This is a genomic window from Corynebacterium kozikiae, from assembly GCF_024580965.1.
GTDB lineage: Bacteria > Actinomycetota > Actinomycetes > Mycobacteriales > Mycobacteriaceae > Corynebacterium > Corynebacterium kozikiae.
In genome coordinates this window covers 146,212-172,921 of the sequence record NZ_JANIKJ010000003.1, presented here as the reverse complement: position 1 = coordinate 172,921, position 26,710 = coordinate 146,212, and the positions used below count along the sequence as shown (strand labels likewise).

At 61.1% G+C, this 26,710-nt stretch carries 24 protein-coding genes; 13 read left to right on the top strand and 11 right to left on the bottom strand.

Annotated features, from left to right (window positions below):
• Positions 1–37: 37 nt before the first annotated feature.
• Together lnt and NQ018_RS03880 are read left to right on the top strand one after the other, a co-directional pair.
• Positions 38–1,753, top strand: coding sequence for an apolipoprotein N-acyltransferase (lnt, locus tag NQ018_RS03885; protein ID WP_257058595.1), 1,716 nt, complete (start codon positions 38–40; stop codon positions 1,751–1,753).
• Between the two features lie 56 nt (positions 1,754–1,809).
• Positions 1,810–2,613 carry a polyprenol monophosphomannose synthase gene (locus NQ018_RS03880; RefSeq protein WP_257058592.1) on the top strand — a complete coding sequence of 268 codons (804 nt, stop codon included), beginning with the start codon at positions 1,810–1,812 and terminating at the stop codon, positions 2,611–2,613.
• Between the two features lie 124 nt (positions 2,614–2,737).
• On the opposite strand, the gene NQ018_RS03875 is transcribed toward NQ018_RS03880, so the two are convergent.
• On the bottom strand, positions 2,738–3,139 hold the full coding sequence (locus tag NQ018_RS03875) for an RNA polymerase-binding protein RbpA (RefSeq protein WP_257038141.1): 402 nt from the start codon (positions 3,137–3,139) through the stop codon (positions 2,738–2,740).
• 515 nt (positions 3,140–3,654) lie between these two features.
• Between NQ018_RS03875 and NQ018_RS11500 the strand changes: the two genes are divergently transcribed.
• The 3 genes from NQ018_RS11500 to NQ018_RS03860 all read left to right on the top strand — a co-directional run bounded on the left by NQ018_RS11500 (position 3,655) and on the right by NQ018_RS03860 (position 4,846).
• Positions 3,655–3,855, top strand: a complete 201-nt coding sequence (locus NQ018_RS11500) for a hypothetical protein (protein ID WP_306428899.1) — start codon at positions 3,655–3,657, stop codon at positions 3,853–3,855.
• Between the two features lie 110 nt (positions 3,856–3,965).
• Positions 3,966–4,667, top strand: coding sequence for a YceI family protein (locus NQ018_RS03865; RefSeq protein WP_257058589.1), 702 nt, complete (start codon positions 3,966–3,968; stop codon positions 4,665–4,667).
• Positions 4,664–4,846: a hypothetical protein gene (locus tag NQ018_RS03860; protein ID WP_257058588.1), complete on the top strand. Its 183-nt coding sequence runs from the start codon at positions 4,664–4,666 to the stop codon at positions 4,844–4,846. The genes NQ018_RS03865 and NQ018_RS03860 overlap by 4 nt, the downstream gene beginning before the upstream one ends.
• Positions 4,847–5,003: 157 nt before the next feature.
• Here NQ018_RS03860 and NQ018_RS03855 read toward each other — a convergent pair whose 3' ends face one another.
• Positions 5,004–6,302: a class I SAM-dependent methyltransferase gene (locus tag NQ018_RS03855; RefSeq protein WP_257058585.1), complete on the bottom strand. Its 1,299-nt coding sequence runs from the start codon at positions 6,300–6,302 to the stop codon at positions 5,004–5,006.
• 302 nt (positions 6,303–6,604) lie between these two features.
• Between NQ018_RS03855 and NQ018_RS03850 the strand changes: the two genes are divergently transcribed.
• Positions 6,605–8,008, top strand: a complete 1,404-nt coding sequence (locus NQ018_RS03850) for an NAD(P)/FAD-dependent oxidoreductase (RefSeq protein ID WP_257058583.1) — start codon at positions 6,605–6,607, stop codon at positions 8,006–8,008.
• A gap of 97 nt (positions 8,009–8,105) precedes the next feature.
• Here NQ018_RS03850 and NQ018_RS03845 read toward each other — a convergent pair whose 3' ends face one another.
• Positions 8,106–8,705: a class I SAM-dependent methyltransferase gene (locus NQ018_RS03845; RefSeq protein ID WP_257058580.1), complete on the bottom strand. Its 600-nt coding sequence runs from the start codon at positions 8,703–8,705 to the stop codon at positions 8,106–8,108.
• Between the two features lie 3 nt (positions 8,706–8,708).
• The gene (locus tag NQ018_RS03840) at positions 8,709–9,206 is read right to left on the bottom strand and encodes a PaaI family thioesterase (protein WP_257038133.1); all 498 of its coding nucleotides are present in this window, start codon (positions 9,204–9,206) and stop codon (positions 8,709–8,711) included.
• A gap of 387 nt (positions 9,207–9,593) precedes the next feature.
• On the opposite strand from NQ018_RS03840, the gene gnd reads away from it, so the two are divergent.
• From gnd to NQ018_RS03810, 6 genes are all read left to right on the top strand, one after another.
• Positions 9,594–11,051, top strand: a complete 1,458-nt coding sequence (gene gnd / locus NQ018_RS03835) for an NADP-dependent phosphogluconate dehydrogenase (RefSeq protein ID WP_257058578.1) — start codon at positions 9,594–9,596, stop codon at positions 11,049–11,051.
• A gap of 117 nt (positions 11,052–11,168) precedes the next feature.
• Positions 11,169–12,584, top strand: coding sequence for a DEAD/DEAH box helicase (locus NQ018_RS03830; RefSeq protein WP_257058577.1), 1,416 nt, complete (start codon positions 11,169–11,171; stop codon positions 12,582–12,584).
• 12 nt (positions 12,585–12,596) lie between these two features.
• Entirely contained in the window at positions 12,597–14,039 is a 1,443-nt protein-coding gene (locus NQ018_RS03825) for a hemolysin family protein (protein ID WP_257058576.1), read from the top strand.
• A 3-nt stretch (positions 14,040–14,042) separates the two neighbouring features.
• Positions 14,043–15,092: a hemolysin family protein gene (locus tag NQ018_RS03820; protein ID WP_257058575.1), complete on the top strand. Its 1,050-nt coding sequence runs from the start codon at positions 14,043–14,045 to the stop codon at positions 15,090–15,092.
• Between the two features lie 2 nt (positions 15,093–15,094).
• Positions 15,095–15,985 carry a hypothetical protein gene (locus NQ018_RS03815; protein ID WP_257058574.1) on the top strand — a complete coding sequence of 297 codons (891 nt, stop codon included), beginning with the start codon at positions 15,095–15,097 and terminating at the stop codon, positions 15,983–15,985.
• Between the two features lie 122 nt (positions 15,986–16,107).
• Positions 16,108–17,451, top strand: a complete 1,344-nt coding sequence (locus tag NQ018_RS03810) for a vWA domain-containing protein (RefSeq protein ID WP_257058573.1) — start codon at positions 16,108–16,110, stop codon at positions 17,449–17,451.
• Positions 17,452–17,455: 4 nt separating this feature from the next.
• Here NQ018_RS03810 and NQ018_RS03805 read toward each other — a convergent pair whose 3' ends face one another.
• From NQ018_RS03805 to NQ018_RS03785, 5 genes are all read right to left on the bottom strand, one after another.
• Positions 17,456–18,184, bottom strand: a complete 729-nt coding sequence (locus NQ018_RS03805) for a cobalt-precorrin-6A reductase (RefSeq protein WP_257058572.1) — start codon at positions 18,182–18,184, stop codon at positions 17,456–17,458.
• Positions 18,172–18,945, bottom strand: a complete 774-nt coding sequence (gene cobM / locus NQ018_RS03800; protein WP_257058571.1) for a precorrin-4 C(11)-methyltransferase — start codon at positions 18,943–18,945, stop codon at positions 18,172–18,174. The genes NQ018_RS03805 and cobM overlap by 13 nt, the downstream gene beginning before the upstream one ends.
• A 66-nt stretch (positions 18,946–19,011) precedes the next feature.
• On the bottom strand, positions 19,012–20,274 hold the full coding sequence (gene cbiE, locus NQ018_RS03795) for a precorrin-6y C5,15-methyltransferase (decarboxylating) subunit CbiE (protein WP_257058570.1): 1,263 nt from the start codon (positions 20,272–20,274) through the stop codon (positions 19,012–19,014).
• A gap of 21 nt (positions 20,275–20,295) precedes the next feature.
• Positions 20,296–21,021: an SDR family NAD(P)-dependent oxidoreductase gene (locus tag NQ018_RS03790; protein ID WP_257058569.1), complete on the bottom strand. Its 726-nt coding sequence runs from the start codon at positions 21,019–21,021 to the stop codon at positions 20,296–20,298.
• Positions 21,018–22,199: a M24 family metallopeptidase gene (locus NQ018_RS03785; RefSeq protein WP_257058568.1), complete on the bottom strand. Its 1,182-nt coding sequence runs from the start codon at positions 22,197–22,199 to the stop codon at positions 21,018–21,020. The genes NQ018_RS03790 and NQ018_RS03785 overlap by 4 nt, the downstream gene beginning before the upstream one ends.
• Positions 22,200–22,283: 84 nt before the next feature.
• Here NQ018_RS03785 and NQ018_RS03780 point away from each other — a divergent pair, with 84 nt between their 5' ends.
• A complete protein-coding gene (locus NQ018_RS03780; RefSeq protein ID WP_257058566.1) occupies positions 22,284–22,850 on the top strand; it encodes a trypsin-like serine peptidase in 567 nt (188 codons plus the stop codon).
• A 32-nt stretch (positions 22,851–22,882) separates the two neighbouring features.
• Here the strand turns inward: NQ018_RS03780 and NQ018_RS03775 are convergent, their stop codons facing one another.
• Positions 22,883–25,696, bottom strand: coding sequence for a DEAD/DEAH box helicase (locus NQ018_RS03775; protein WP_257058564.1), 2,814 nt, complete (start codon positions 25,694–25,696; stop codon positions 22,883–22,885).
• Between the two features lie 26 nt (positions 25,697–25,722).
• Positions 25,723–26,685, bottom strand: coding sequence for a twin-arginine translocase subunit TatC (tatC, locus tag NQ018_RS03770; protein WP_257038171.1), 963 nt, complete (start codon positions 26,683–26,685; stop codon positions 25,723–25,725).
• Positions 26,686–26,710: the final 25 nt, after the last annotated feature.

Below are 26,710 nucleotides of genomic sequence, written 5' to 3'. Positions count from 1 at the left end.
GAGAAGACGGCACAAATCCTGGCCAGCGCCCGAAGCCATGACGCGGAGCCAGCGGTTTCAGTTCTTTGCGCGGCTTCTCCTTGCGGCGCTGGGAGGCCTGCTCACCTACGCCTCCTATGAGCCGCTTGGGTGGGCGATCGCAGGCGTGGCAGGTGCGGCGCTCCTTATCGCGGCGCTGATGCCTCAGCCGCCGAGGCCGGGATTGGTCCGCAAAGGTGGGGGAAAAGGAGGCCACGTAGCAGCTCCTACCATTCCCCAAGGCATGGCAATTGCCTTTGTGTACTCCATGGTGCAACTGCTGTTCCTGCTGCCGTGGATCGGGGCCTTTGTGGGGAACTTCCCCTACATTGCCCTCTGCGTGTTTCTTTCCCTCTACTGGCTCGTGCTCGGCGCAGCCGGTGTGAGAGTGCTTGCTTGGCCAAGGTTTGGCCTGCTGGCCTTCGCCGCACTATACAGTGTGGTGGAATGGGCGCGCTCGAGTTTCCCCTTCGGCGGTTTTGCCTGGGTGCGCCTGGGCTGGGGTCAAATCAATGGCGTGCTGGCAGAGCTCGCGCCCCTCGGCGGGGTGGCACTGGTCAGTTTTGCCACCGTGCTGCTCGCAGGTGCGCTTCTGGGATTGTTTCAGGCTGATACACGGGTGCTTTCAGCGTGCACGATTGCGCTCGTGATGCTCGTTTCGGTGGGAAGCGCTGTAACTGGCGCTGGAGTTGCACATACGCCTGCAGTGGGGGAGGTCCGGGTGGCCGCGGTCCAAGGCAACGTGCCGCGCCTGGGCCTAGACTTCAACGCTCAACGCATGGCGGTGCTGCGCAATCATGTTGCAGAAACCGCGGCGATCTCCGGATCGGAACCAGTGGACCTCATCATTTGGCCCGAAAACTCGGCGGACGTGAGTCCTTTATACGATTACGACGCCGCCCGCGAAGTCACCCAAGCAGTGCAAGCTGCGGGGGCACCGATCCTGGTAGGCACCGTGTCACGGGGACCTGCCAATGGATTGGTAGATGAAGAAGGCCAACCGAGGCCGTTTAACACCATGGCGGTGTTTTCTCCAGAAAGCATGAGCCAAGCCGGCCAAGCCGTGATCAGTGCGACGGAAGTCCACAACAAGAAGTACCTGCAGCCATTTGGGGAGTACATGCCGTTCCGGGATTTCTTGAGGAACTTTTCTTCAATGGTGGACTATGCGGGCAACTTCCAACCGGGAACCGGCGACGGCGTAGTGCGGATGACAGCAGCGACCACCGGTAGGGAAGTGTTAGTGGGCGTGAGCACCTGTTATGAGGTGGCCTTTGATGCCGCTGGGCGAGACGCCGTCAAGGCGGGCGCACACATTCTCACTACTCCCACCAACAACGCCACTTTTGGATTCTCTGACATGACCTACCAACAATTGGCCATGAGCCGCATGCGGGCCAAGGAATTGGACCGGGCTGTGGTGGTAGCGGCGACGTCGGGAGTCAGTGCCATCGTGCTCCCGGACGGCAATATTACCCAGCACACTGAGATCTTTGAGGCCGCGCACCTGGTGGAAACGTTGCCATTGAGGGATACAATCACGGCCTCTGTGCGGGTAGGTTCTGCAATTGAAACCTCCTTGGTTATCATTGGAAGCGTTCTTGGGCTGTTGGCATTGGCAACCCGTCCGCAAAGCACAAAGCGCAAGGGCACACGAACAACCGCACCGCGGCGCAAAGCTGCAGGGAAGGCTTCACCCAAAAAGACGGGTGGAAGCACGCGGAAAGCTCGCTAAGTTCGTGGATCAACTGCCAACACCCAGTGATTCAAGTTTTTGAGGAGTAACACGTTATGGCCAAGCCAAGCGACAAAACTTTGGTGATCATCCCCACCTACAACGAGCTGGAAAACCTCCCGCTGATCACCAGCCGCGTGCGCGTGGCAGCACCCGAGGTAGAAATCCTCATTGTGGATGACAACTCCCCAGACGGCACCGGTCAAGCCGCAGACAAACTGGCGGCAGAAGACGCAAACCTGCACGTGCTCCACCGCGAAGGCAAAGGCGGCCTGTGCGGTGCCTACGTTGCAGGTTTCCGCTGGGGCCTGGAGCGCGGCTACACCGTGCTCTGTGAGATGGACGCAGATGGCTCCCACGCTCCCGAACAACTTCACCTCCTGCTCGAGCAGGTGGATGCAGGCGCTGACTTGGTGATTGGCTCCCGCTATGTGCCTGGCGGCGAGGTAGTGAACTGGCCAAAGAACCGCTGGATTCTCTCCAAGGGCGGCAACCTTTATATCTCCATGGCGCTCGGTGCCGGACTTTCCGACATGACCGCAGGCTACCGCGCTTTCCGCCGCGAGGTCCTGGAGGCTGTTGACCTGGACCAGCTCTCCAACGCTGGCTACATCTTCCAGGTGGACATGGCATGGCGCGTTGTGCAGGCAGGTTTTGACGTCCGCGAGGTGCCCATCACCTTCACCGAACGCGAAATTGGCGAATCCAAGCTGGATGGTTCCTTTGTGAAGGACTCCCTCCTGGAGGTCACCAAGTGGGGCGTTGCGCACCGCAGCCAGCAGGCGCGTGCGCTGTTTGACGAGACCGTGCGCCTTGGGCGCCGCTCCGTGGAAAACTTCCGCAAGAAGCACCTGATCTAAGGCGCTTGGCCTATGGGGCACTTGGCCTCTGAAAATGTTTATGCCACCGGCGATGTGCCGGTGGCATTTTGCATGAGCCTTCACGGGGCTGAAGTTGCTTAAAATTTCTGTTTGAGGATTTTGCTTAAGATTCCTCGGAGGCTTCCTGCGCCTCGTTGGCCTCATCCTGCTGCTGCTTGAGCAGGCGGGCTGCATTGCGGCGGCGCTTGCGCAGCTGCTCGATGCGTTCCTCCAGCAAGACGTCGAGTTCCTCGATGGAGCGGCGCTCACGCAGCATGTCCCAGTGGGTGCGTGGCGGCTTTGCGGGCTTGGACTCAATGCCTTCACCCTCCATAAGCTGGCCTACCTGGCCGTTCTTGCACAGCCAGGTGCCTGGGATCTCGGCATCGTCGGCAAAAGGAACATCAAAGATCTCGCCGGACTCCGTCTTGTATCGCACCATTTGACGGGGTGCGAGGTCATGGTCACGGTCTGTCTCGTAGCTCACTGCGCCCATGCGGCTGCCGCGCAGAACACGATCTGCCATGTGTGAATCCCTTTCCTTCTGTTGGCCAACCCACCTGAACAACACGCGCTGCGTGCAAGCAAGCGCGATTGCCAGTGCCGGACGCTACGCCGCGGCAGATGGGTATGGCTTTTGAACCATACAACTATAACGCACTGCTACGCCCTCTTGTTCCCGGCGGTGTTATGCATCGTTATGCATCTTCGGCGTGACCAGAAGACGCACGCCAAAGCTTAGGCTGCACCTTTTCACTCCAAACGGGTGGGTGAGGGTGCTTCGCGTGCCAAAAGCACTGCGCAGGGACTAGAATGAAGCGGATGTCTGTTTCAAGGTTCGGCGTGGAGTCGGTATCCGTATCGGGATCGGAATTGAGATCGGGATTGGGTTCACGCTCGCGTTCTCGTTCAGGCACGGGTGCCCGCCCGAATGCTGTATGCGCGTGGTGTCATAAAGAAATTGAGGTCACGCCGCGTGGGCGGCCCCGCAAGTTCTGTTCGCAATCGTGTAGGCAGCGGGCGTATGAGCAGCGCAATGGTGTGAGTGGTAAAGCCATTCCGCAAGACGTTGTGATGCTCAGCGCGGCCAAAGCCGAAACCCTATGGGACGGCCTCTATGCATTGCGATGTGCGGCAGAAGATGTTGCCACCGCTACGGCGGAGGGAGCGGACGCACAGGAGATTGGTGAGCTGTGTGAAGAACTCGTAGACCTTGCCCGCAAACTTGAGCAGCTTAGATAGGGAAGTACGCGGCAATTGTAGGGTGTATAGCAAAAGGGGAGTGGACCCCGATGCTTTCCCTTCCAGGTCTGGAAATCTGGGAAATCGTTAGCTTGAAGAAAGATGTGTAAATGAACCGGAAGCAAAAGCCCCTGGTCATCGCCGTGGCGGCTGTTGTAGTTATTTTGGCGCTCGTTGCGTTGACCATCGTGCTCATTCCATTGTTCCGCGGCCCCGGAGTAAAGACAGGGGTCATCGACACCACCAATTCCCAGCCAGCAAGCACCGACCTGGACGGGCAATGGGAGGTTGTGTACGGCGATGCGCCAAACATCTCCTCAGTGGGTTTTACCTTCAACGAGGTGCTTCCAGGCGAACGGCTCACCACCTCGGGATCCACGCGCACGGTAAGCGGTCAGGCCACAATCTCCGGCTCCGTCCTGGAATCCGGCTTGGTTGTAGTTGATATGACAACAATAAACAGTGATAGGGAAAAGCGGGACGTGAGCGTCCGCACGCGTATCTTTGAGACGGACCGCTACCCAGAGGCTACGTTCGAGGCGGCGCCTGATGCTGGCGTGGACCTCAGCGGGCTGCCTACCGACGGCACGCCTGGGACCGTCGAGCTCCCGGGAACCCTGACCATCAAGGGTGTGTCCCAGGAGGTCAACGCAACCTTCGACGTGGTCCGTGACGGCGAGAAGCTCTCCATGAGCTCCACGATCCCAATCAACCGTCTGGACTACGGCGTGGAGGCGCCAGAGTTCGTTGCGGCGAGCATTGACGAAGAAGGCGAACTCAACGTACTGATCACTTTGGAGAAGGTCCAATGATTGCCGCCAGGGCTATCCCGGTGATCTGGTTCCGGATCCTGGTGATCGTGGCGTTCGGGGCATACATGGCGTTCAGCGGATCGTGGATGATTGCAGCGGCAGCCATGGTTTTGCTCATCATCTCAGCCTTCCAGCTCAAGAGTGCGTACAAGGCTCGAGCGGAGCTAGAAACCGAGTAGCACCTCAAGGTGTAACCAACCTGGGAGACATAGGCCTTTTGTCAGTGTGACGTTATTAAGCAATAAAGTCCCACAGTAATAAAAGGCCGATAATGTACATTATGTCATTTAGGATCTGTGGGAGCTCCGGCCCCGAACACGAGCCATCACCCACCATCTAGCGCCGCCGCGCCGCTCTCCTCACCCGCGTGGTTCCGCTGAATTGCACCGCGTCCAGAATCCCCGCACGGAACAACGCCTCATGCATGGCGAGTTGGAAAATCCATAGCCGGCGGTACACGGCATCGAATCCCTCTGCGGCCGCCTCGCGCAGCTTGCCCTCAAAGGTTTCGCGCTGTAGCCGCAAGCCCACCGCGTAATGATTGCCAAAATGCGTCTGAGCCGTGAGTCGAATGTTGCTGTGAGTGTCGAATAGCTGATGCACCTGTTCCGCCGTGACGATTTCAAACGCCGGCCACAGATACGCATTGCACACCGCTAGCGCGTCACGGGCTTTCGCCGACCCCGCGGGATCACTTGCAATCACGGTTTGCAGCCCGACGTTTCCACCTAGGCTCAACTGCGCATTGATTGACTTGACATAATGTTTCCGCCCCCGGGCCCCGAGCTTGTCTAGCTTTTCCACGCTCACCACGGCGTCATACATACTCCGCGCATGTGTGTGCTTCGGCAGCGGTTCCTCAAACACTTCCACATGCACACTGCCGTCTACCTGCGCCAATGCAAGCATCTGCCGCATGGCCTGGGCCTGTTCAACGCTGGAAGTTATGGCGTCGATCGTTGCCCTCCTCCTGCTCGCGGCAATCGGCAACGTGGCACCTGCGCTTGGAAAGTCCAAGACGTGAGTGCCGGAGGTGATTTTTGCCTGATCAAGTAGGTTGGACACCGCCCTCATTTGGGCATCTTTGAGGTCAGCACGCTCTACAAATGCGGGGCTGGAATAGGTGGTCACGTCCACAAAGTGGCTGGCAGGTTCCCCGTTGCGTCCTGCGGAAGCGGTAAAGGATTTTACTGAGACTCGTTCCCTGGTAGGAACGCCGGAGGCAAAAATGGTTCCGTGAGCGCTCATACCGTCGCCACTAAAATGTCGGACCAGCTCGGGTGGGATTTCGGTGCCGTCGTAAGGGCCGTAGATGTGCCTTGGGCCTGACTTTGGCGAGTAGCCTGCTTCCACAAGGCGCGTGAGGACGTCGGAAATGCTCTCCGCGCTCCAGTCCCCTGCCATGAAGCCTTCAGCCAGGCCAAGCCAACCGTCTTGGGCGATGCGCAGGAAGAGGTCGGCTTCCATGACTTTGAGGTCGGCCTCAGGGCCTTCGAGTACAAGCTGTGCTTTTTCGCAGGCTTGGGCGAACTCCGCTTCGGCTTTGCGGGCGCGCATGCGGGCACGAACGGAGTCTGGAACCGCTGCAACGTGTGGCCAGAATTCGGGGTCAATGAATCCCCTGGCTGCTGCCATATCCACTCCTTAGTTGGTTAAATCGCTCCAAAACCGTACGCCCCGCAGGCCTTACTGAAGTTTCATGCTAACTGCGGCAGAGGTGCTGTTGGCTTAGCCACGCGGGACCTCTCGTTGCGGCCATTCCTGCCGGTACTGCCTTAGCGCGAGGTGAGGCAAAGTGCAAGTGCTATCCGTGGTGACATTTGACTCAGAGGTAGCTAAAATTGGCGGAGTTGCCGCAAAGAAGCGGCGAGTTCTCACTTAAACAAACAGAGACAAACATCCTCCAAAAGGTGCTGTAGAAAGAAGACCCTTTATTTATGTCTGACACTCCATTTCGTCCTGATGGCGGCCGCCACCACGTTGTAATCATCGGATCCGGCTTCGGTGGTCTTTTCGCCGCGAAAGAACTCAAGGGCGCCAATGTGGACGTCACCTTGATCGACCGCACCAATCACCACCTCTTCCAGCCGCTGTTGTACCAGGTGGCAACCGGTATCCTCTCCTCCGGTGAGATCGCACCATCCACTCGTCAGGTGTTGGCAGGCCAGGAAAACCTCAACATCATTAAGGGTGAAGTTACGGACATTAATGTTGAGTCCAAGGTAGTGACCGCTGCCTTGGGCGGCATTGAGAAGCGTGTGGCGTACGATTCATTGATCATCGCCGCAGGCGCAGGCCAGTCCTACTTTGGCAACGATCACTTTGCCCAATTCGCACCAGGCATGAAGACCATCGATGACGCCTTGGAGCTGCGTGCCCGCATCATCGGCGCCTTCGAGCGCGCTGAGATTACCGAGGATCCAGCTGAGCGCGAGCGCCTGCTCACCTTCGTGGTGGTTGGTGCCGGCCCAACTGGTGTGGAACTCGCAGGCCAGTTGGCTGAAATGGCACACCGCACCCTCGCTGGTTCCTACACCCGTGCGAACCCCGCCAACGCAAAGATCGTGCTGTTGGACGGCGCCCCACAGGTGCTGCCACCTTTTGGCAAGCGTCTGGGCCGCAACGCGCAGCGTTCCCTGGAGAAGATCGGTGTGACCGTGCACCTCAACGCCATGGTGACCAACGTGGACGAGGAAGCGGTGACCTACAAGGACGCCAACACCGGCGAAGAGCACGTGATCCCCTCCTACTGCAAGATCTGGTCTGCAGGTGTGTCTGCTTCCCCACTGGGCAAGCTGGTTGCAGAACAACTTGGCGCAGAGCTCGACCGTGCGGGCCGTGTGTTGGTGAACCCAGACCTCTCCGTTGGCGATGACCGCAACGTCTTCGTGATCGGCGACATGATGAACCGGGACAACCTGCCAGGCGTGGCTCAGGTGGCCATCCAGGGTGGCGAATTTGTTGCCGAGCAGATCGCAGCAGAAGCCGAGGGCCGCCCGGTGGAAGAGCGTGAGGCCTTTGAATACTTTGACAAGGGTTCCATGGCCACCGTGTCTCGCTTCAACGCCGTGGTGAAGATGGGCAAGGTGGAGATCACCGGCTTCATCGGCTGGCTCATCTGGCTCGCCGTCCACCTGCTGTTCCTGGTGGGCTTCCGCAACCGCGCCACCGCCGCGTTCTCCTGGGGCATCAACGCCCTGTCGCGCAAGCGTTGGAACTTGGCAACCACCCGCCAGCAGCTCCACGCCCGTAACGGCCTGCATAAGCTCGCCGAGCGCATCGAGGAAGAAGGCACCGACTTGCCAATCGAGCTCAGCGACACAGCGAAGTACGGAAAGTAGCCCCGAAACGCGCGATCCCCTCCCCCTTCACGTGCAGCGAAGGCGGGAGGGGCTTTCGTTTCCGACGTCACCCTTAAGGCAATGCGCCCCGCGGATGCTAATCAACGCGGCGCGCGATTGCCACCAGGAACTCTGCATCGGGAGTCCACGGATCCAACGTCCAGGTGGCGTACTTCCCTTCCAGTTGAAGGCCAGCTTGGCTGAGGTGCTCAAAGAACTGGCCGAATGGATACCCGCGGCCAGCGCCAAAACCAACCACCGCGCGCCCTTGGGGTTTCAGTGTGGCTGCGATGTTCGCTACCGCCTGCCCACGGTGCTGAGGTTCGATGAAGGTCAGTACATTGCCTGCGCTGAAGGTGATATCGAACTGCCCGCTCAGCTCAAGTTCTTTTGGCATCGGTTGGCTCAAATCAGCTACTGCCCAGGTTGCCTCCGGGTATTTCTGTGTGGCCAGTTCGATGAGGTAGGGATCCAAGTCAATACCGGTCACCTTGTGGCCCTGCTGGGATAAGTAGCCGTCCAAGCGCCCTTGGCCGCAACCCGCATCCAAAATTGAGCTGCCGCGGGCGCTGAGCGCGTCGATAAGCCTGGCCTCGCCCACGATGTCTTCACCGCGGGAAAGGAAGTCCTCCCAGCGCTGCGCGTACCGCTGGGAATGGCCGGGGTTGGCTTTGATGAGGTCGTTCCAAGTGGGCATGCTTTAGCCCTCGAAGTCTTCGAACTTGTCCTTCTTGGGCGCTGGCGCTGGACGGTTGAGCACCATGGTGCGCAGGGTGGACCGAGCCACGAGCTTGCCGCGGTGGTACATCTTGATTTTGATCAATTGGGTGCTGGATCCAGCGTGGATAATTTTTGTTTCTAGATCAATCACACCGGCAGACACTGGTGCCAAGAAGTCCGTGTTGCAGTTCATGCCCACAACAACCTGGCCTTTTGCCGCGATCAGGCCGGCAACGGAACCTGCGGTTTCCGCCAGGGAGGAGTACACGCCACCATTGACGATGCCGGTGATTTGTAGGTGTCCGTCGGAAACATGTAGCTCAGCGCGGACCGTCTCAGGAGTGAGCTGGGTAAAGCGCATTCCCAGGGTCTTGGAGAAACCGGTGGTGGATTCGTTGACGGTGGCCAGATCTTCAATGCTCAAACCTTCCGCCGGAAGGTTGGCCAGTACGTTCAGGAATTCTGATTGGTTTTGCATACGCCTTAATCTAGCGGTTTCGGGCCTGCAGTGCTGTGCTCGGTGTGCTGGTTGTGCGGTGGGAGTACCTGGGCAATGCCTTGCTGCATGTGAGAGCTCTGAGCACTGCCTTGCCCTGCCTGTGGATTGGAGGTGCTGCTCACGCGGATTCTGGTGCTGCATGACTCCCCTGGGCTGCGCATCGCAGGCTTTCATTCATTGGGTTTTTGGGCCTTCGTACCGCCGCAACCTGCGAGAGATTTCCCACACCAAACCCACATGTAAGCAACCAAACCCACGTTTTTCGAGTGTGCGCGCGGGTACGTTGTGCCGCCGGGTGAGATTCCTACGGCTTCTCTAGGTTCCTGGGGCGGGCATCACAAGCGGGAGCGGGTAAGCTGTGTGCTTATGACTGACCAAGCAACTTCCGCACAGATCGGCGTAGTTGGACTCGCAGTGATGGGTTCCAACCTTGCCCGCAACTTTGCCCGGAACGGCAACACCGTGGCTGTGTACAACCGCAGCGCCGCAAAGACCCATGACCTTATTGAACAGCACGGGCACGAGGGTAACTTCGTCCCCTCTGAGACCATCGAGGACTTTGTGGCCTCCCTGGAGAAGCCTCGCCGCGCGATCATTATGGTGCAGGCCGGTGCCGCAACGGACGCTGTGATCAACCAGCTCGCTGATGCGATGGAAGAGGGCGATATCATCATCGACGGCGGCAACGCCCTGTACACGGACACGATTCGCCGCGAAAAGGAGATCGCAGCGCGTGGCCTCAACTTTGTTGGCGCAGGCATTTCCGGTGGTGAGGAAGGTGCGCTGAACGGACCTTCCATCATGCCTGGTGGCCCGGAGGCGAGCTGGGAGGCGCTTGGTCCGCTGCTGGAGTCCATTGCTGCTGTGGTGGACGGCACGCCTTGTGTGACCCACATCGGCCCCGACGGTGCGGGCCACTTTGTGAAGATGGTGCACAACGGCATCGAATACGCAGACATGCAGGTGATTGGCGAGGCCTACCAACTGCTGCGCTACGGCGCAGGCCTGAGCCCACAGGAGATCTCTGAGATCTTCTCTACCTGGAACCAGGGTGACCTTGATTCCTACCTCATTGAGATCACCGCAGAGGTGCTGAAGCAGGTGGACGCTGAGACCGGCACGCCGTTGGTGGACCTCATCGTGGACGCCGCTGGCCAAAAGGGCACCGGCCGCTGGACCGTAAAGGCCGCGTTGGATCTGGGCATCCCAGTCACCGGCATTGGCGAGGCCGTGTTTGCCCGCGCACTTTCCTCCGCCACCGCACAGCGCGAAGCAGCCCAGGGCGAGCTCCCTGCTGGTGAGCTGCACACCCTTGAGGCGCTCGGCGTGGACCGCGAGACCTTCATTGAGGACGTGCGCCGCGCGCTCTACGCATCCAAGCTGGTTGCCTACGCTCAGGGCTTTGATGAGATCAAGGCAGGTTCCACCGAGCACAATTGGAACGTGGACCCACGCGACCTGGCCACTATTTGGCGCGGCGGCTGCATCATCCGCGCGAAGTTCCTCAATCGCATCGTTGGGGCGTACGACGCCAACCCAGAGCTGCCAACCTTGTTGCTGGATCCGTACTTCAAGGGCGAGCTTTCCAACCTGGTGGATTCTTGGCGCCGCGTGGTGGTTGCCGCCACCCAGATCGGCCAGCCGATTCCCGTCTTCGCCTCCAGCCTTTCCTACTACGACTCCCTGCGTGCACAGCGCCTCCCAGCGGCCCTCATCCAGGGTCAGCGTGACTTCTTTGGTGCGCACACCTACAAGCGCGTGGACAAGGAAGGCACCTTCCACACCTTGTGGTCCGGTGATCGCACGGAGATCAGCACTGACTAGTTGCTGCCCAGCTGCTGTCTAGCTGCTGCCTAGTTTCCGTCTCACGTTCATCCAGACACCGCGCTTCCGCGCTTTTCAAGCAGGGGCGAGGCCGTACGAACTGCTAGGATAGTCCGAATGACTACCTTTGCCGATCTCGGCCTCGCCCCTGCTGTTGTCCATGTACTACAGCGCCAGGGCATCACTGAACCCTTCCCCATCCAAGCCGCAGCGATCCCAGATGCATTGGCAGGCAAGGATGTGCTTGGGCGTGGCCCCACCGGCTCCGGCAAAACCTTTACCTTTGGCCTGCCCATCATTAGCCGCCTGTTTCGCACCGGCGCCAGCGCCCCAGGCAAGCCCCGAGCCTTGATTCTCGCGCCAACCCGTGAGTTGGCGGCGCAGGTCCGCGAGCGCCTTGACGAGCCAGCAGCGGTCTGTGGGTTGCGCATCATCGATGTTGTGGGTGGCGTGAACATCCGCAACCACATCCGTCAGCTCGCCGCCCCGGTGGATATTCTGGTGGCCACCCCAGGGCGCGCCCAGGACCTCATCAACCAGAAGTACCTGGACCTTTCCAAGGTGGAAATCACCGCTTTAGATGAAGCGGACCAAATGGCGGACATGGGTTTTCTCCCCCAGGTCACCAAGCTTCTTGAACGAACCCCGGCCGGCGGTCAGCGGTTGCTCTTTTCCGCCACCTTGGACGGCGATGTGCAAAAACTCGTGGACCGCTTCATGCAGGACCCCGCCGTCCATTCCACTGCCCCGGTGGAGGCAGCCGTGGAAACGATGACGCACTACGTGTTCCACGTTGGTCAGAAGGTTGACCGTCCGGACATTGTGGCGCGCATCGCCGGGCGCGAAGGCAAAACAATCATGTTTATGCGCACCAAACACGCGGTTGACCGGCAAGTCAAAAAGTTGCGCCGGATCGGCATCAACGCCGTGGGGCTGCACGGGGACAAAGGCCAGGGCTCGCGCACCGCGTCTATCGCGGGATTTACCGACGGTTCCGTTCCGGTTCTCGTGGCCACGGACATCGCCGCACGTGGCATCGACATCGCCGACGTAGACCTGGTTGTCCACATCGACCCACCCGCCGACCACAAGGCCTACCTGCACCGAGCTGGCCGCACCGCCCGTGCTGGAGCCGTCGGTGCCGTTGTCACGCTCGTCACCGATGAGCAGCGTCAAGAGGTGGCAAAACTCCTGGAAAAGGCTGGCGTAGACGCCCAAGAAGCGCACGTCACCGCGGACTCGGAGGAACTCGCCCGCATCACTGGCGCCCGCAAGGTGAATGGCAGCCCACTGCCGCCCTTCGGCCAAATGCTCCAGCAGCGCCCCAGCAAGGATTCCGACGCACCCAAGACTCCAGGCACCGGGAGTCGCGGGAATCGGCGCCCGGCGGGCGGGAACAAGGCTCGAAATGGGAACAAGGCTCGAGGCGAGGCCCAAAACAAGTCTGCTAAGCCTTTCCGTGAACGTAGCGGCAAAGGAAATGCAAGCCGCAACGCACAGCCACGTTCCAGCAGGCAGCGAGGAAACCGCTAGTATAGGGCAACGATGGACATCCTCATAAGCATTCTTTCTCTTATTGGCTTTGTGCTGCTCACTGCAAGCACGGGCCTGTTCGTGGCTATTGAGTTTGCGCTCACCGGCCTCGAGCGCTCCACGATTGATAACCACGTCCAGGCCAAAGGCGATGGCCGCGCAAAGGCCGTGCGCAGGGACTACCAAAACCTCTCGTTCGTCCTGTCCGGCGCGCAGCTCGGCATCACCATCACCACGCTGGCCACGGGCTTTTTGGCTGAACCGATCTTGGCGCAATTCTTTACCCCTGTGCTGGAAGCAGTGGGTCTAAGCGCTTCCTCCTCCACCACGGTGGCCCTCATACTCGCGCTGCTCGTGGCAACATTTTTGTCCATGGTGTTTGGCGAGCTTGTGCCCAAGAACATCGCCATCACGCACCCGCTCGAGACCGCCCGCTTTGTAGTGGGCCCGGTGGGCATTTTCAATACTGTGTTCAAGGGTTTCATTAACGTGCTCAACCGGGCGGCAAACTTCACGGTGCGCCGCATGGGCATCGAACCTGCGGATGAGCTGGCCTCCGCCCGTTCTACGCAAGAACTCACCGCGCTGGTGCGTAACTCCGCTGAGTCGGGTGGCCTTGATGAAAACACCGCCCTGGTGCTGGACCGATCCCTGAAGTTCGGCGAGACCACCGCGGCAGAACTGATGACGCCTCGCTCCACTATCGAGACATTGCATGCCGACGACACCGTCCCAGACCTCATCGCCTTGGCAATCGAATCCGGTCACTCCCGCTTCCCCGTGATCCAGTCCGACCTCGACGACACCCTCGGTGTAGTCCACTTCAAGGACGCCTTCTCTATCCCCCAGGAGCAGCGCGCAACCACCACCATGCGATCCTTGGCCCGCCCAATTCCGGTGGTCCCGGAGAGCTTGGATGGCGACTCGGTGCTCAACGCGGTGCGCTCGGCGGGTTCCCAGGTGATCCTGGTGGCTGATGAATACGGCGGCACCGCGGGCATCATCACCATTGAAGACGTGGTGGAAGAAATCCTGGGCGAGGTATACGACGAGCACGATGACCAAGAAGCAGAGCGCGACTTCCAGCGCTTCGGCACCTCCTGGGAAGTAGCCGGTTTGGTTCGCCTGGATGAACTCACGGAAAAGGTGGGCTACCACAGCCCCGAGGGCCCCTATGAAACCCTCGGAGGTTTGGTGATGGCACAGCTCGGCCGGATTCCGCAGGTGGATGACCAATTGCTGCTGCCGGAATCGGACAACCCGTTTTTGGCAGAGTTTGAGTCTGGCTACAGTGGGCGCTGGCTCGCCAAGGTCACGGTGATGGAGGACCGCCGCGTGGAAAAAGTAATCCTCTCCCCCGTCAGCGATGAGGAGGCGGAGGCTTTCCAAAACGCTGCCGCTTCTTCCGCAACTCATGGGGCGCCCAACCCCGCCACCCAGAATAAGGAGGCCTAAGCGATGAGCCTTCTCACTACGATTTTCCTCATCATTGGCCTGCTGCTGGCCAACGCCTACTTTGTGGCAGCGGAGTTCGCGCTCATTTCCTCGCGTAAAGACCGCCTGGAAAACATGATTGCGCAGGGCCGCCGCGGCGCCCGCACGGTTCTTTACGCAACAGAGCACCTGTCCATCATGCTGGCGGTTTGCCAATTCGGTATCACGGTGTGCTCGCTGCTGCTCGGTAAGGTTGCTGAACCGGCGATCGCTCACTTCATTGAGGAGCCCTTCCAAAACTGGGGTGTGCCGGACCATCTCCTACACCCAATCAGCTTTGTGATCGCGCTCGGCCTGATCACCTTCCTCCATATCCTCTTTGGCGAGATGGTGCCAAAGAACATCGCCCTGGCGGGCCCCGAAACCTTGGCAATGTGGCTCAGCCCCGCCTTGTTGTGGATCATGCGCATCACGAGGCCATTGATCATCTTCATGAACTGGATCGCGCGCATCACGTTGCGAGCGGTGGGCATCGAGCAAAAGGACGAGCTAGATTCCACAGTTGACCAGGAACAATTGGCCACGATGATCTCCGAGTCCCGCTCCGAAGGCCTGCTCGACGCCGAGGAGCACGCCCGCCTCAACAAGGCGCTGCGTGTGGAAGATCGCTCCATCAAGGAGGTGCTGATTCCGCTTTCCGACGTCCGCACGCTCGCATTCGGTCAGCGCGGCCCGCAGCTCACGGAGCTGGAGCTGGCGGTTGCTGAAACCGGATTTAGCCGCTTCCCAGTGACTGGCAAAGACGGCTCGTTCATCGGTTATGTGCATGTGAAGGACATTCTGGACCGCCTCGGCGAGAACAACCCGGACATGATTATTCACCGCTCGGAAATCAGGCCGCTGACCATCGTGGATGGCACCGGCACCATGGATGAGGCGCTGCAGGCGATGCACAAGAAGTCCGCCCATATGGCGCAGGTCCGCGACCGCGGCGAACTCCTCGGCGTGGTCACCTTGGAGGACCTGATCGAAGAATACGTGGGCACCTTCTCTGACTGGACTCACGAGCAATAGCAATGGGCACGTCCACCACAACCGTGCTCGCCCCCGAACAGTGGCGGGCACTGGCCGCAGAACATGACGCACGCGCGGAGACGTTTACCGCTGCGCACGTTGCGCGTCGGAAAGCTGGGCAGCGCCACCCAGTGTTTGATTTCCTCTTTGAGTACTACCCGATTCGAGCCTCCCACCTCCACAGGTGGCACCCTGGCGTCGGAAATGCACTGGCCCATGATCCTGATTCGGATGCCCCGCCGGTGCAGGCAGGCTGGAAGTGGTACAGCACCGCCGAAGGCATCACACAGGTGGACCTGGGCGCATTCTGTGCCGCAAAGCAGCAGACGCTGGGCTATATCCGTGAGCTGCTGGCGAATACTGAAGTGAACCCGGCGCACTTTGACTGCTTTGGCCTGCATGAATGGGCAATGGTGTTTGAAACGCCGCAGCCGCGCCACGAGCTCCCCCTGCGCCTCGGCGCGGAAGGCACCGACGCCGTGGTGCGCCGCGAGCAACTGCGCTGCACGCATTTTGATGCCTTCCGGTTTTTCACCGAGCCCGCGCGGCCGCTCAATCTCACCGTGCTGGACAGGGAAAGCCAGCCACACATGGAGCAACGCGGCTGCCTGCACGCGAACATGGACCTGTATAAGTGGGCCACCAAGCTGGGGCCGCTGGTGCCCGGTGAGCTCTTGCTGGACGCCTTTACCCTGGCGTGGGACGCGCGGATCTTGGACATGGAGGCGTCGCCTTATGACTGCCGCGAGCTCGGATTTGGGGTGGTGGCTATTGAAACGCCGGAGGGCAAGGCGGAATACGTACACCGCCAGCGAGAACTTGCGGCACGAGGCAGTTCGGTGCGCGCACGGCTTGTCGCTGTAATCGACGCCGCCCGCGCGCTTACACTGTAAACGCTCGAGCACAACAGAACCCACCTGCACGTGTGCACCGTGGTTGGAGAAAGGCGTGACAATTGGGTAGGCATTCCGATGGTAAAAGCAACTACGCGGTATCAAAGGGTTTCATCCTGAGCGTGGTCGCGCTCATCCTCGCGGTGGTGGCGGTGAGCGTGTGGTACACCCAAACCCGCCAAGAATCCTCCGCTAGCGGCGAATGCATCAACGGCGAACTGATTCTTCCGGTGGCATCATCGCAGCCCGACGCCGCCCGGGATGTCATTGACGCCTACAACAGCGCAGACCGGGTGGTTCGTGACTACTGCGTCACAGCGTCTTTGGCGGACAATGTTGCCGATGCTGGCGTGTACCTTGCCGCCGAATCCGACCAAGAGATCCAGGCAGCGCTCGCCCAGGCTGGGCGCTCCGCTGCCACGCTGGAGTGGCCTGTAGTGGCAATGGAAAAGGTGGGTTTTGCCACCCAGGATGCAGGAGTGGAATGGGCCGAGGAGGCGCAAGTGCGCTACCCCACCGCCAGCGATCCCCTAGCCGCGGCACTCGTGGCCACCGCGCAGCTCGGCGAGGACGCAATCGCAGTGGCGCAGGCTCTCAGTCAGGACACCAATCTGAGCGTGGAGCAAGCAGTGACGGAGGGCGCAGCATTTGCGGTATCCGCCTCCAACGTTCCCGATGGCTGGACGTTCGTGGAGGCACCGGACACCTTCAAGCCGCTGCGTGCGGTGGCGTTGAACGCCACCGATGCCGTTGATGAGGAGAAGATCCGCGCCGGCGCTGACTTTGGGCAGGCCATTGCGCTCAATGGCGGTACCGAGTTGCCCCAAGGATTCGCAACCGCCGCAGAGGCCCTGGCTGCCTTGAGCAGCGAGGGGACGCTGGGCGCGTCGGTAGCAACCGCAGAATCCCAGCAGCAGGACGTCCTCTTCCTCATGGACACCTCTCAGGGGGTAGCCGGTGAGTGGTTCAACGCTGAGGTTGCTGCGATCACCCGAGTTGCCGCCGAGGTTGGCGAGGGGCGGGCGCTGGGCCTGTGGAACTACTCTTCCCCACTGTCTGAAGGGGTGACGGCCGGCTGGCGCAACAACGTGGCGCTGGGTGTGGGCAACAGTGCGGATTCGCTCAGTGGTATTGCCCAAGCCTTTGGTACTGGTGGGCAACCGCAGACGCGCTCCGCAGTGGCCGCGGCGTTGCTGCACGCTGCCGATTACGCGGTGCAGACCGGAAACGGGCAGCCGGTGACAGTGCTGGCCTTTACCTCCGGCACCGCCGATGAGATGAACGTGATGGACGTTGTACCAGTGGCCCAGCAAGCGCAGGTGCGCCTAGTGGTGCTTTCCCTCGGTGCGAACGAGCCGGATGAGAACCTCGCGGAGGCTGCGGCGGCTACCGGTGGCAAGCTCACCCAGGTGACCGATGTGGAGCGGCTGCCAGAGATCGCCGCAGAAGCACTCGCTACTCAGTAAGCAGCTAGATCCGCTCGATGAGGGTGAGCACCTCTTTGGGGGTGCTTGCCTGCAGGGCCACCTTCGGCAACGGAGGGCGCTGCACCATGATCACAGGAATTCCGAGCTGGTTCGCAGCCTGGAGTTTGGCCTCCGTGAGTGTGCCGCCTGAGTTTTTGGTCACCAAGACGTCAATTTGGTTGCCGATCATCAGAGCCTTCTCATCCTCCAGGGCAAATGGCCCGCGGGAGGTGATCACGCGGTGGCGTGGTGGCAGTGGGGCGCTTGGGGGTTCCACAGTGCGGATCACGTAGAGGTTGTGGGGATCATTGGCAAAAGCAGCGAGCTGCTGGCGGCCAATGGTGAGCAGCACGTGAGCAAAACGCGTAGCCTGTTCGGCTGCTTCCTGCATGGAGCTCACCTCAATCCACTTGTCCCCTTTTTGCTTCACCCAGGCCGGGCGGTGCAGGGCGATCAGGGGAATGCCGGTGGCCCTGGCAGCTTCCGCGGCGGACTGGCTGATCCGTTCCGCAAAGGGATGCGTGGCATCAATGACCACCTCCACGCCTTGGTTGAGCAGCCAGGAGGTAAGCCCAGCCGGGCCACCAAAGCCGCCGATGCGGACCTCGCCCACAGGCAACTTGGGAGCGGAAACTCGGCCTGCAAGTGAGCTGGTCACGTGCCAGCCTCGCTCTGCCAACAGCCGCGCGACTTCGCGGCCTTCCCCGGTGCCGCCCAGGATTAATGCCCGCATGCAATGGTCCTTCCGTGTTCGTCGCGCGGACGGTCGTCGGAATAGAGGAAGGAATCAGGGAAGCCCTCCGCGCCGAGCACCCTTCCCACCACGATCACCGCGGTGCGCTGGATGTTGGCCTCACGTACTTTCTGAGCGATGTCGCCGAGGGTACCGCGCACGATCTGCTCGTTTTCCCTGGAGGCGTAAGCCACCACCGCGGCCGGGCAGTATTCGCCGTAGTTCGGGGTGAGCTCCGCAACCACGCGCTCGATGTCATGGGCAGCAAGGTGGATGCACAGGGTGGCTTTGCTCGCGCCGAGGGTTGCCAGGTCTTCGCCTTCAGGCATCGCAGACGCCCTGCCCTGGACGCGGGTGAGGATCACCGTTTGGCCCACCGTGGGCACCGTGAGCTCGTGGCCAAGGCTTGCCGCAACCGCAGCGAAGGCGGGCACACCTGGGACGATTTGGTAGGCGATCCCCAGCTCCGTCAGCCTGCGCGCCTGTTCCGCTACCGCGCTGTAGATAGACGGGTCCCCGGAATGCAGCCGGGCTACGTCCTTGCCCTCCCGGTCCGCCTGGGCGATGGTGTTGATGATCTCCTCAAGCGGCATGCGCGCGGTGTTCACTACGGTGGCGTCCTGCGCAAGAGACTCCAATACCTCCTCGGGCACAATACTGCCCGCGTACAGCACCACCGGTGCCTCGGAGAGAATGCGGTGTGCACGCAAGGTGAGCAGGTCCGCGGCCCCTGGGCCTGCGCCGATGAAATAGACGGTCATTCGTTGCTCCTTCACTGGTTCCGGTGATGTTCCGGGTTTTGCTCCGGGATATTGCTCCGGGCGAGGCTAGTTCTTTTCCACATACCACTGGTGCACCCCAAGTGCTGGGCGCAGAGCGGTGAAGCTGCCAATTGCATGTTCGTGGCTGATTGCAAAGTGGTGCAGCTCCCCACCGAATTGTTTGCGCAGCTCAAACAGCCGTGCTTGGGTCTCAATGGTGACTGCATTGGCCACCAGGCGCCCGCCGGGGCGCAGCCGCTCCCAAGCCTGCTCAAACACACCGGGGATGGTGAGCCCACCACCGATGAACACCGCTGTTGGGGATTCCAGGGCTTTGGCAAAGGCCTCCGGTGCCGCACCCTGCACGCTCAACAGGGTGGATACACCCAGCGTTGCTGCGTTGGCCTGAATACGCTCGGCACGCTCAGGGTTGCGTTCAAACACCACCGCGCGGCACTGGTGTGGCGACTGCGCAGCCATGCTCACCGCCTGCGCACCCACGCGCAGAAACTCAATCGCCACCGAACCCGAGCCACCGCCGATGTCCCAGAGCACATCCCCGGTCATAGGGCGCAGCGCAGCGATTGCCAGCGCCCGAACGTGGGACTTGGTGAGCTGGCCGTCGTGCTCATAGCAATCATCTGGCAAACCGGGCGCCAACGACGCCGCCGGTGGGCGTTCAGCAAAGGTTCGGTTGGCTTGCGGCGTGACGGCCAAAATGTTCAAGCCGGGCATCGGCTCCACCGGCGCACCTGGGGCAAGCACCACTCGGCGTTCATCCTCCGCACCGAGGTTGTGCAGAACCTCCACCACTGTCTCCTCCGGCACGAAGCGGCGCACCTCGCTGGGAGTGTGCTCATCACGCCCCAGCACCAAAAACGGCATACCCTTGGCCACGGGGATCGCCAAAGAGTCAACGGGAGCAGTGACCAAGCTGTAGATTTCCGTGTGCTGCAACGCCCATCCGAGGCGGGCACAGGCAAGGCTTGCCGACGACGGCACAGGCAGCACCAAAGGGGCGTAGCCCAGCCGCCTCACCGTGGCTCCGATCCCATAAAACATCGGGTCGCCGGAGGCTAGCACCACAACACTCGCCATGGGTTGCGCAGTGTGGGTGGCCAGAAGCATGTTCAGGCCCGGGAGCAGCGGCCGCGGGAGTTCTACGAGGTCTGCGGGAGTCCACTCAGCAACCAGGTCTAGTTGGCGCTTCGCGCCGATTACTACGGTTGCGCTCGCGAGCACCTTTTGGGCTTGCGTGGTAAATGTATCCTGCGCGGAGGTACCTGAGGAGGCATTGATGCCCACCACGGTGATGTTTGATGAAGTCATTGCTTTCTTTTCAATTCATCCTTAGCGCGGCAACTTGCGCCAAATCGGGCGTGGTACAAGCCGCATCACCCAAGCGAGTATTTGCAGTTTGGCGGGAATCCACAGGGTGCGCGACTTCCCGCGAGCTATCTGTGCAACCACCGCCTGAGCAACGTCCGTGGCGTACACGGACATCGGGGCTGGCTTCATCCCCTTGGTCATGGACCCGATCACAAAACCGGGACGCGCCGTGATCACCTGCACGCCGCTACCGTGGAGCGCGTCGCTAAGCCCCTGACAGAAGGCGTCCAGCCCAGCTTTGGTTGAGCCGTACACATAGTTCGGGCGCCTCGCCCGGAACCCTGCGATGGAGGAAAAGGCCACGATCGTGCCGATGCCCTGTTGCCGCATGTGCGCTGCGAGCGCGGTCAGCGCCACGATTTGGGCGGTGTAATCGGTGTTCGCGATCAGCGCTGCGTGCTCGGGTTCGGCCTCAGCCTGGGCTTGATCGCCGAGGATGCCGAAGGAAACCACAGCCACATCCAGATGCCCGATCTGGGCAAGCAGCGGCTCGATGCGCGTGGCATCTAGGGCGTCAAACTCGTGGAGCTGGACCTGGCGCGCGCCTAGGCGTTCAAGCTGGCTTTGGAGAGGAGCGAGAGCATCCAGGCGGCGTGCGGCCAGGTGAAACGTATTTCCCGCTGCCAGCAGCTTTGCTATTTCACCACCGATTTCACTGGTTGCGCCCAAGATGAGGACCGTGCTCATGGCTTGGATCCTTGCAGCTCACGCGGTTGGGTGTTGAGCACTTCCACGCCTTGGGCGGTGACCACCACGATGTCCTCGATCCGCGCCCCGGCCACATCGGGCAGGTAGATTCCTGGTTCCACGGAAAAGGCCATGCCTTCTTCCAACACCAGGGTGTTGCCGGCCATGATGTTCGGCTCCTCATGGGTGGAAAGTCCGATGCCGTGGCCGGTGCGGTGGATGAAGTACTCGCCAAAGCCGGCTTGGGTGATGATCTCCCTACCGATGGCGTCAATGTGCTCCGCGGTGACGCCTGGGCGAATCGCCTCAAGCTGAGCGGCTTGGGCACGGTAGAGGACCTCATACATTTCTCTGATTTCTGGCTCCGCCTGCTGCGGATCCCCCACCACGTAGGTGCGGGTGCAGTCCGAGTGATAGCCGTATGCGGTGGTGCCGCCGATGTCCACCACAACCACGTCTCCGGTTTCGAGTACGCGAGAGGAAAACTCGTGGTGCGGATTGGCACCGTTTGGGCCAGAACCCACGATGGTGAAATCCACCGCCACGTGTTCCTGCAGGATTAACTCACGGATCTGGGCAGCCACGCTGGCCTCAGTCACGCCCGCTTGTAGCAGCGCTGGGACAGCGGCATGAACGCGGTCGATCGCTTGCGCTGCCTGGCGCAACTGGGCAATTTCTGCCTCATCCTTGGCCACAAACAGCGCAGCAAGTACCTCAGTGCCCAACACGGTCCGCGAACCTGGGCCCAGGAGTTCTTGGATCTTCAAAAGGTGCGCAGCGCTGAGATCGGGGCTGATGCCGACGTTCACCGGTTGCGCGAACGCCGGGTTGGTTACCCCACCGCTGGACCCTAGCAGCGCCGCCACCGCGTATTCGTGGGCGGGCTCGCCATCCGTCCAGGAACGCACAGTGACTTCGAGTTCAGGTACGGCGGAAAGAGCCAGGTCACCTGCGTCTACTGCGGGCACGATCATCGTCGGTGTGCCGTTGGCAGGGATGATCAACGCAGTCAGGCGCTCAAAGGTGGAAAGCCAACTACCTGTGAAATAGGCCAGGTGCGGTCCGGCCCCAATCACCACCCCATGAAGGCCTGCACGCTGCAGGTGCTCCTGGGCTGCCGTGAGGCGGCCCGCGTACACCTGGGCAGGAAACATCGAGGGATTGTGTGCTGCACTCATGCAGGCCATCTTAGCCCCTGTGCCCCCAACACCTACATTGCGCCAGCAGCCAACATGCTCAAGACCTGATCTACACTCAAAAAGGTGACAGCACACCTTGATCAACAGGCCACACCCGAAGACGCCGTGGTGACCCTACGCAGCGGCACTACCTATTGTTTTGGCGTGCTGATCAGCCCCACCAAAGTGCTCACAGTCCGGCACTTCCTCAGGGAGCTACCCCCTGGGCTGCCGATCCTGGTGGGCACACAACGGATCCGTGCCACGCCGATCCCAGGCACAGAGGTATCGGACCTCGTAGTGCTCCGGCTGAGCCGGCCCATCCAATTGCGCCGCTACCCCTACGTATCCACCCGCTGGCTTTTGCCCGGCATGCGGATCTCCATGGTGTCCCAAAAAGGCCTGTTACGCGGTATCGCTGTGCTCATGTGGCCACTGCAACTCAGCCGAAACTGGCGCACCAGGACCTATCCCTCCGTGAGCGTGGTGCATAACCGGAAAGCCATCAAAGGTGATTCCGGAAGCCCCATGCTCCAAGGCTGGGAGATCCTCGGACTCCAGTCAATGATCCTGGACCCGGCAGGCATCAACATCGGGCTAGCCACCTGCGCACTCGTTGCACCGCACCGAGGCAAACTCCTCGGCCACTAGCCCTGACCCAACCACGAGCGCTCAATAGCTGCTTAGGCGCCGATGGCCACCACGCCACGTCGGATTGCGTCAATGGCACGTCGGGCCACTTTCTGCGTGTCCGCGCTGTAGCTGGTGTTGCGGACCTGCTCGAGGAGGTCGATTACCTGGCGGCATTGGCGCACAAAGTCACCCGGGGTGAGTTCCGCACCGGACTGCGCGGCCGCGGCTAAGCAGTACCCCAACGGAGCGCCCGCGGTCCACTGGTGCATCGCCAGGGCAAAGCCGGGCTCGGGAGTCTTGGTGATCGGAAGGTTGTGGCGGCGTTCGTCCACGCTGAGCTCATCCCACAGGCGCATGGTGGCGTTCATTGCCTTGGCCATCGGTTCAGTGGCGGCATCCGCTGAGCCGCGGGTTTCTTTGCGGTTTTCAAAACTCAGCATGCTCACCACGCCCGCGAGCTCGGCAGGGTCCAGGCCATCCCAAATCCCGCGCTTGAGGCACTGGGCTACCAGGAGGTCAGACTCGTTGTGGATGAGTGCCAGGCGCTCGCCCTCGTCGGTGATGTAGGGCACGCCCTCGCGGAACTCCACGTAGTCCAGCTCGGCGAGCAGTCCCAGGATGCGGTCAAAGGTATGCCCCAAGGTGTCCGTGGCCTTACTGACCGTGGATTCCAGGCGGGCAACCTCGCGGCGCGTGCGCTGGAGTGCTTCCGCAATGCGGGCCAGCTCCTCGCGGCCTTCCACGCGGTGAGCCTGATGGTCGCGGATGGCCAGGCGTAGGGCATTGACCTTGGCGTTGTTCTTGGTGCGTGCCTCATGGCGCAGCTTCCGGGGGCGCCTGAATGAGTGCTTGCGGAAAAGTCGCTGCACCACATGGACCTGGGAGCCCGGCTTGGCAATGACGCCACGAGGCAGGCGCATCACGCCAATGTGCACCGGGGGCACGCCGAACTGGGATACATCAATGCGCCCGGACCACCCGGATTCCATGATGATCCACGGTTTTGGATCATGCGGGTTGTTGGCCGGCTGCACCACCACCGCCAGCTCAGGTGACTTCCGCGAAGGCAGTGCGATCACCTCCCCAAGCTGCAGCCGCGCGAGCACCTTAGTGATCTCAGCTTGGCGCTGCTGGATCGCGTTCTTCTTTTGCTCACGTTCCGCTTGGCTAAGTTGCGTGCGCAACTCCATGTAATCAAGGAAGGAGTCCATGAGGGCGCTGGCGGCATCCGGCTCAAGCCCGCGCGCCGCAATCGCCTCATGAAACTCCCTCAGAGCCTTTTCTTCCCGGCGTTTGGCCACCTGGATTGCGCGGACCTCGTCCACCACGGAGCCGTCGGCCTGATATTGCGCAAAGCTCATCTCCAGAAGCTGGTGAGCTTGGTTAAAGCCGATGGTCTTGAGCAAATTCACGCTCATGTTGTAGCCGGGGGCAAAGGTGGAGTTCAGCGGGTAGGTGCGGGTGGAGGCCAGCCCGGCCACCTGGGCGGGGTCCATCGCTGGTTGCCACTGGACCACCGCGTGGCCGATGTGGTCAATGCCGCGGCGCCCAGCACGCCCGGTGAGCTGGGTGTATTGGCCTGGGGTAAGGTCCACATGCGCTTCACCGTTGTACTTCACTAGCTTCTCCAGCACCACGGTGCGCGCCGGCATGTTGATCCCCAATGCCAGGGTCTCTGTGGCAAAGACCGCGCGCACAAGGCCCTTGGTAAACAGTTCTTCCACGATGTGGCGAAACGCCGGCAGCATCCCGGCGTGGTGGGCTGCGAAGCCGCGCATCAGTGCGGAACGCCACTGGCGGAAGCCCAACACCTTGAGATCTTCCTCCGGGATCTCCGCCACGCCCTGATCCACGATCTCCGCGATCTCCTGGGCCTCCTGCTGGCTGGTGAGCACCAAGGAGGAGCGTTGGCATTGGTAGAGGGCAGCGTCGCAGCCCGCGCGGGAAAAAATGAAGGTGATAGCCGGCATCATGTCATGGCCTTGCAGGATCTCTAGGACGTCCGGTCGGGAAAGCGGGCGGAAACGGTCCTGCGCCCTGGGGCGCCCGCTCCTGCTCGCACTGCCAGAACGGCCCGCGCTGCTGTCCCACTGAGCCCCATCTCCCTGTGACCGTGAGCGGAAGCCCGCTTGTGACGAGACCTGGTGGCGTCGGCCTGCGTAGCGATCTGCCTCGGTGCCTTCGAGGCGGGCGATGTGCGCCGCGAGCTGCTCGTTGAGTTCACCGGTGGTGCCGGGAGCGAACAAGGGGTGGACCCGCCTGCCCACGAGCATCCACTGGTGCAGCGGCACAGGGCGGTGTTCGGACACGATGACCTCGGTGTGGCCGCGCACGGTGTTGAGCCAGGCACCGAACTCCTCAGAGTTGCTTACCGTGGCGGAAAGTCCCACGAGGCAGACGTGTTCGTCGAGGCCCAGGATGGCCTCCTCCCACACCGCGCCGCGCGCCTTATCCGAAAGAAAGTGGATCTCATCCATCACCACATGGCTCAGCGCCAGCAGCGTGTCTGATTGCGCGTAGATCATGTTGCGGAGCACTTCGGTGGTCATCACGATCACATCGGCGTCATGATTGATGGACACATCCCCCGTGAGCAGGCCAACGTTCTCCTCACCGTGTTTGGCCACGAGCTCGTGGTACTTCTGGTTGGAGAGCGCCTTGATCGGAGTGGTGTAAAAGCATTTTGTGCCCTGGTGCAGCGCGAACGCTACAGCGAACTCCCCCACGACGGTCTTGCCGGCACCCGTGGGTGCACACACCAACACCCCGCTTCCCTGCTCAATCGCGCGGCACCCCTGGATCTGGAAATCATCCAACGGGAATCCGAGGGTGCGTGCAAAGGTGTCAAAGAAGGGGGTGTTCATTGCTCCATTAGACCATGAAGGCCGGACTACAACACGTCGTCAAAGTTCCGGGACTGGTCAAGCGGGGCTGGGTCAGACAGGGAATCCGGGGTATGGAGCGGGCTTGGGGCTTCGCTTGCCGACGCAGCCACCGCCGCCTCGCCCGCAAGCGGTGCCGCGGGGGCAATGTCATCCGGGGTCTGGTCGAGCTGGCTGGCAGTTTCGTCGTCTCCATCGAGCCAGTCAGGGCGCTCGGTGACGCGACGCTTGTCATTGATCCGCGCGAATTGGATGGCCAGTTCCGCCAGCAAGCTCAACGCAAAGGCGAGCATCACCATGGAGAACGGGTCCTGGCCTGGGGTCATCACCGCGGCGAACACGAACAGCCCCACGATGATGAGGCGGCGCTTGTCTTTCAACGACTCGTAGGACACCAAACCCACGATGTTGAGCATCACCAACAACAACGGCAGCTCGAAGCTCACGCCGAAAATGATGAGTAGGGCAAGCAGGAAGTTGAAGTATTGGATACCGGAGAGGGCTGCCACCTGGAACTCATCACCCATGGACATGAGGAACTCCAGGCCGTAAGAGACCACGAAGTACGCCAAGATGGCGCCGAGCACAAACAGCGTGACGGCGGAGCTGACAAAGCTGAACGTCCACCGGCGTTCATTCTTATGCAATCCAGGGGTGATGAAGCCCCAGATTTGCGCGAGCCAGACGGGTGAGGCCAGGACCAAACCGGCAAGCGCACCCACCTTAAGGCGCAGAATGAACATTTCAAAGGGGCTGGTTGCAATCAGACGGCACTCACCGTCATTGGTGAAGTCAGCGCGCTTTTCCGGCGGCAGGTTGCAGTAAGGGCCACGCAGAATGTCACCCAAAGAATCAATCGGCCCAACGCGGTACTGATACCAAATGAACCCCAGGATGGTGCCGATCACCACGGCGATCAGCGCGATGATCACACGCCGACGCAACTCCTGGATGTGGTCCACCAGGGACATCTCACCGGTGGCGTTTTCCCGCCGC

Excerpts from the sequence above, each read along its gene's own strand:
- NQ018_RS03815 (WP_257058574.1), top strand. The coding sequence starts at position 15,095 with ATGGGCACGTCCACCACAACCGTGCTCGCCCCCGAACAGTGGCGGGCA.
- NQ018_RS03825 (WP_257058576.1), top strand. The coding sequence starts at position 12,597 with ATGGACATCCTCATAAGCATTCTTTCTCTTATTGGCTTTGTGCTGCTC.
- NQ018_RS03855 (WP_257058585.1), bottom strand. The coding sequence starts at position 6,302 with ATGGCAGCAGCCAGGGGATTCATTGACCCCGAATTCTGGCCACACGTT.
- NQ018_RS03785 (WP_257058568.1), bottom strand. The coding sequence starts at position 22,199 with ATGAGTGCAGCACACAATCCCTCGATGTTTCCTGCCCAGGTGTACGCG.
- NQ018_RS03775 (WP_257058564.1), bottom strand. The coding sequence starts at position 25,696 with ATGAACACCCCCTTCTTTGACACCTTTGCACGCACCCTCGGATTCCCG.
- gnd (WP_257058578.1), top strand. The coding sequence starts at position 9,594 with ATGACTGACCAAGCAACTTCCGCACAGATCGGCGTAGTTGGACTCGCA.
- cbiE (WP_257058570.1), bottom strand. The coding sequence starts at position 20,274 with ATGACTTCATCAAACATCACCGTGGTGGGCATCAATGCCTCCTCAGGT.
- tatC (WP_257038171.1), bottom strand. The coding sequence starts at position 26,685 with ATGTCCCTGGTGGACCACATCCAGGAGTTGCGTCGGCGTGTGATCATC.
- NQ018_RS03880 (WP_257058592.1), top strand. The coding sequence starts at position 1,810 with ATGGCCAAGCCAAGCGACAAAACTTTGGTGATCATCCCCACCTACAAC.
- NQ018_RS03830 (WP_257058577.1), top strand. The coding sequence starts at position 11,169 with ATGACTACCTTTGCCGATCTCGGCCTCGCCCCTGCTGTTGTCCATGTA.
- NQ018_RS03845 (WP_257058580.1), bottom strand. The coding sequence starts at position 8,705 with ATGCCCACTTGGAACGACCTCATCAAAGCCAACCCCGGCCATTCCCAG.
- lnt (WP_257058595.1), top strand. The coding sequence starts at position 38 with ATGACGCGGAGCCAGCGGTTTCAGTTCTTTGCGCGGCTTCTCCTTGCG.
- NQ018_RS03865 (WP_257058589.1), top strand. The coding sequence starts at position 3,966 with ATGAACCGGAAGCAAAAGCCCCTGGTCATCGCCGTGGCGGCTGTTGTA.
- NQ018_RS03875 (WP_257038141.1), bottom strand. The coding sequence starts at position 3,139 with ATGGCAGATCGTGTTCTGCGCGGCAGCCGCATGGGCGCAGTGAGCTAC.
- NQ018_RS03840 (WP_257038133.1), bottom strand. The coding sequence starts at position 9,206 with ATGCAAAACCAATCAGAATTCCTGAACGTACTGGCCAACCTTCCGGCG.
- NQ018_RS03790 (WP_257058569.1), bottom strand. The coding sequence starts at position 21,021 with ATGAGCACGGTCCTCATCTTGGGCGCAACCAGTGAAATCGGTGGTGAA.
- NQ018_RS03805 (WP_257058572.1), bottom strand. The coding sequence starts at position 18,184 with ATGCGGGCATTAATCCTGGGCGGCACCGGGGAAGGCCGCGAAGTCGCG.
- cobM (WP_257058571.1), bottom strand. The coding sequence starts at position 18,945 with ATGACCGTCTATTTCATCGGCGCAGGCCCAGGGGCCGCGGACCTGCTC.
- NQ018_RS03860 (WP_257058588.1), top strand. The coding sequence starts at position 4,664 with ATGATTGCCGCCAGGGCTATCCCGGTGATCTGGTTCCGGATCCTGGTG.
- NQ018_RS03820 (WP_257058575.1), top strand. The coding sequence starts at position 14,043 with ATGAGCCTTCTCACTACGATTTTCCTCATCATTGGCCTGCTGCTGGCC.
- NQ018_RS03850 (WP_257058583.1), top strand. The coding sequence starts at position 6,605 with ATGTCTGACACTCCATTTCGTCCTGATGGCGGCCGCCACCACGTTGTA.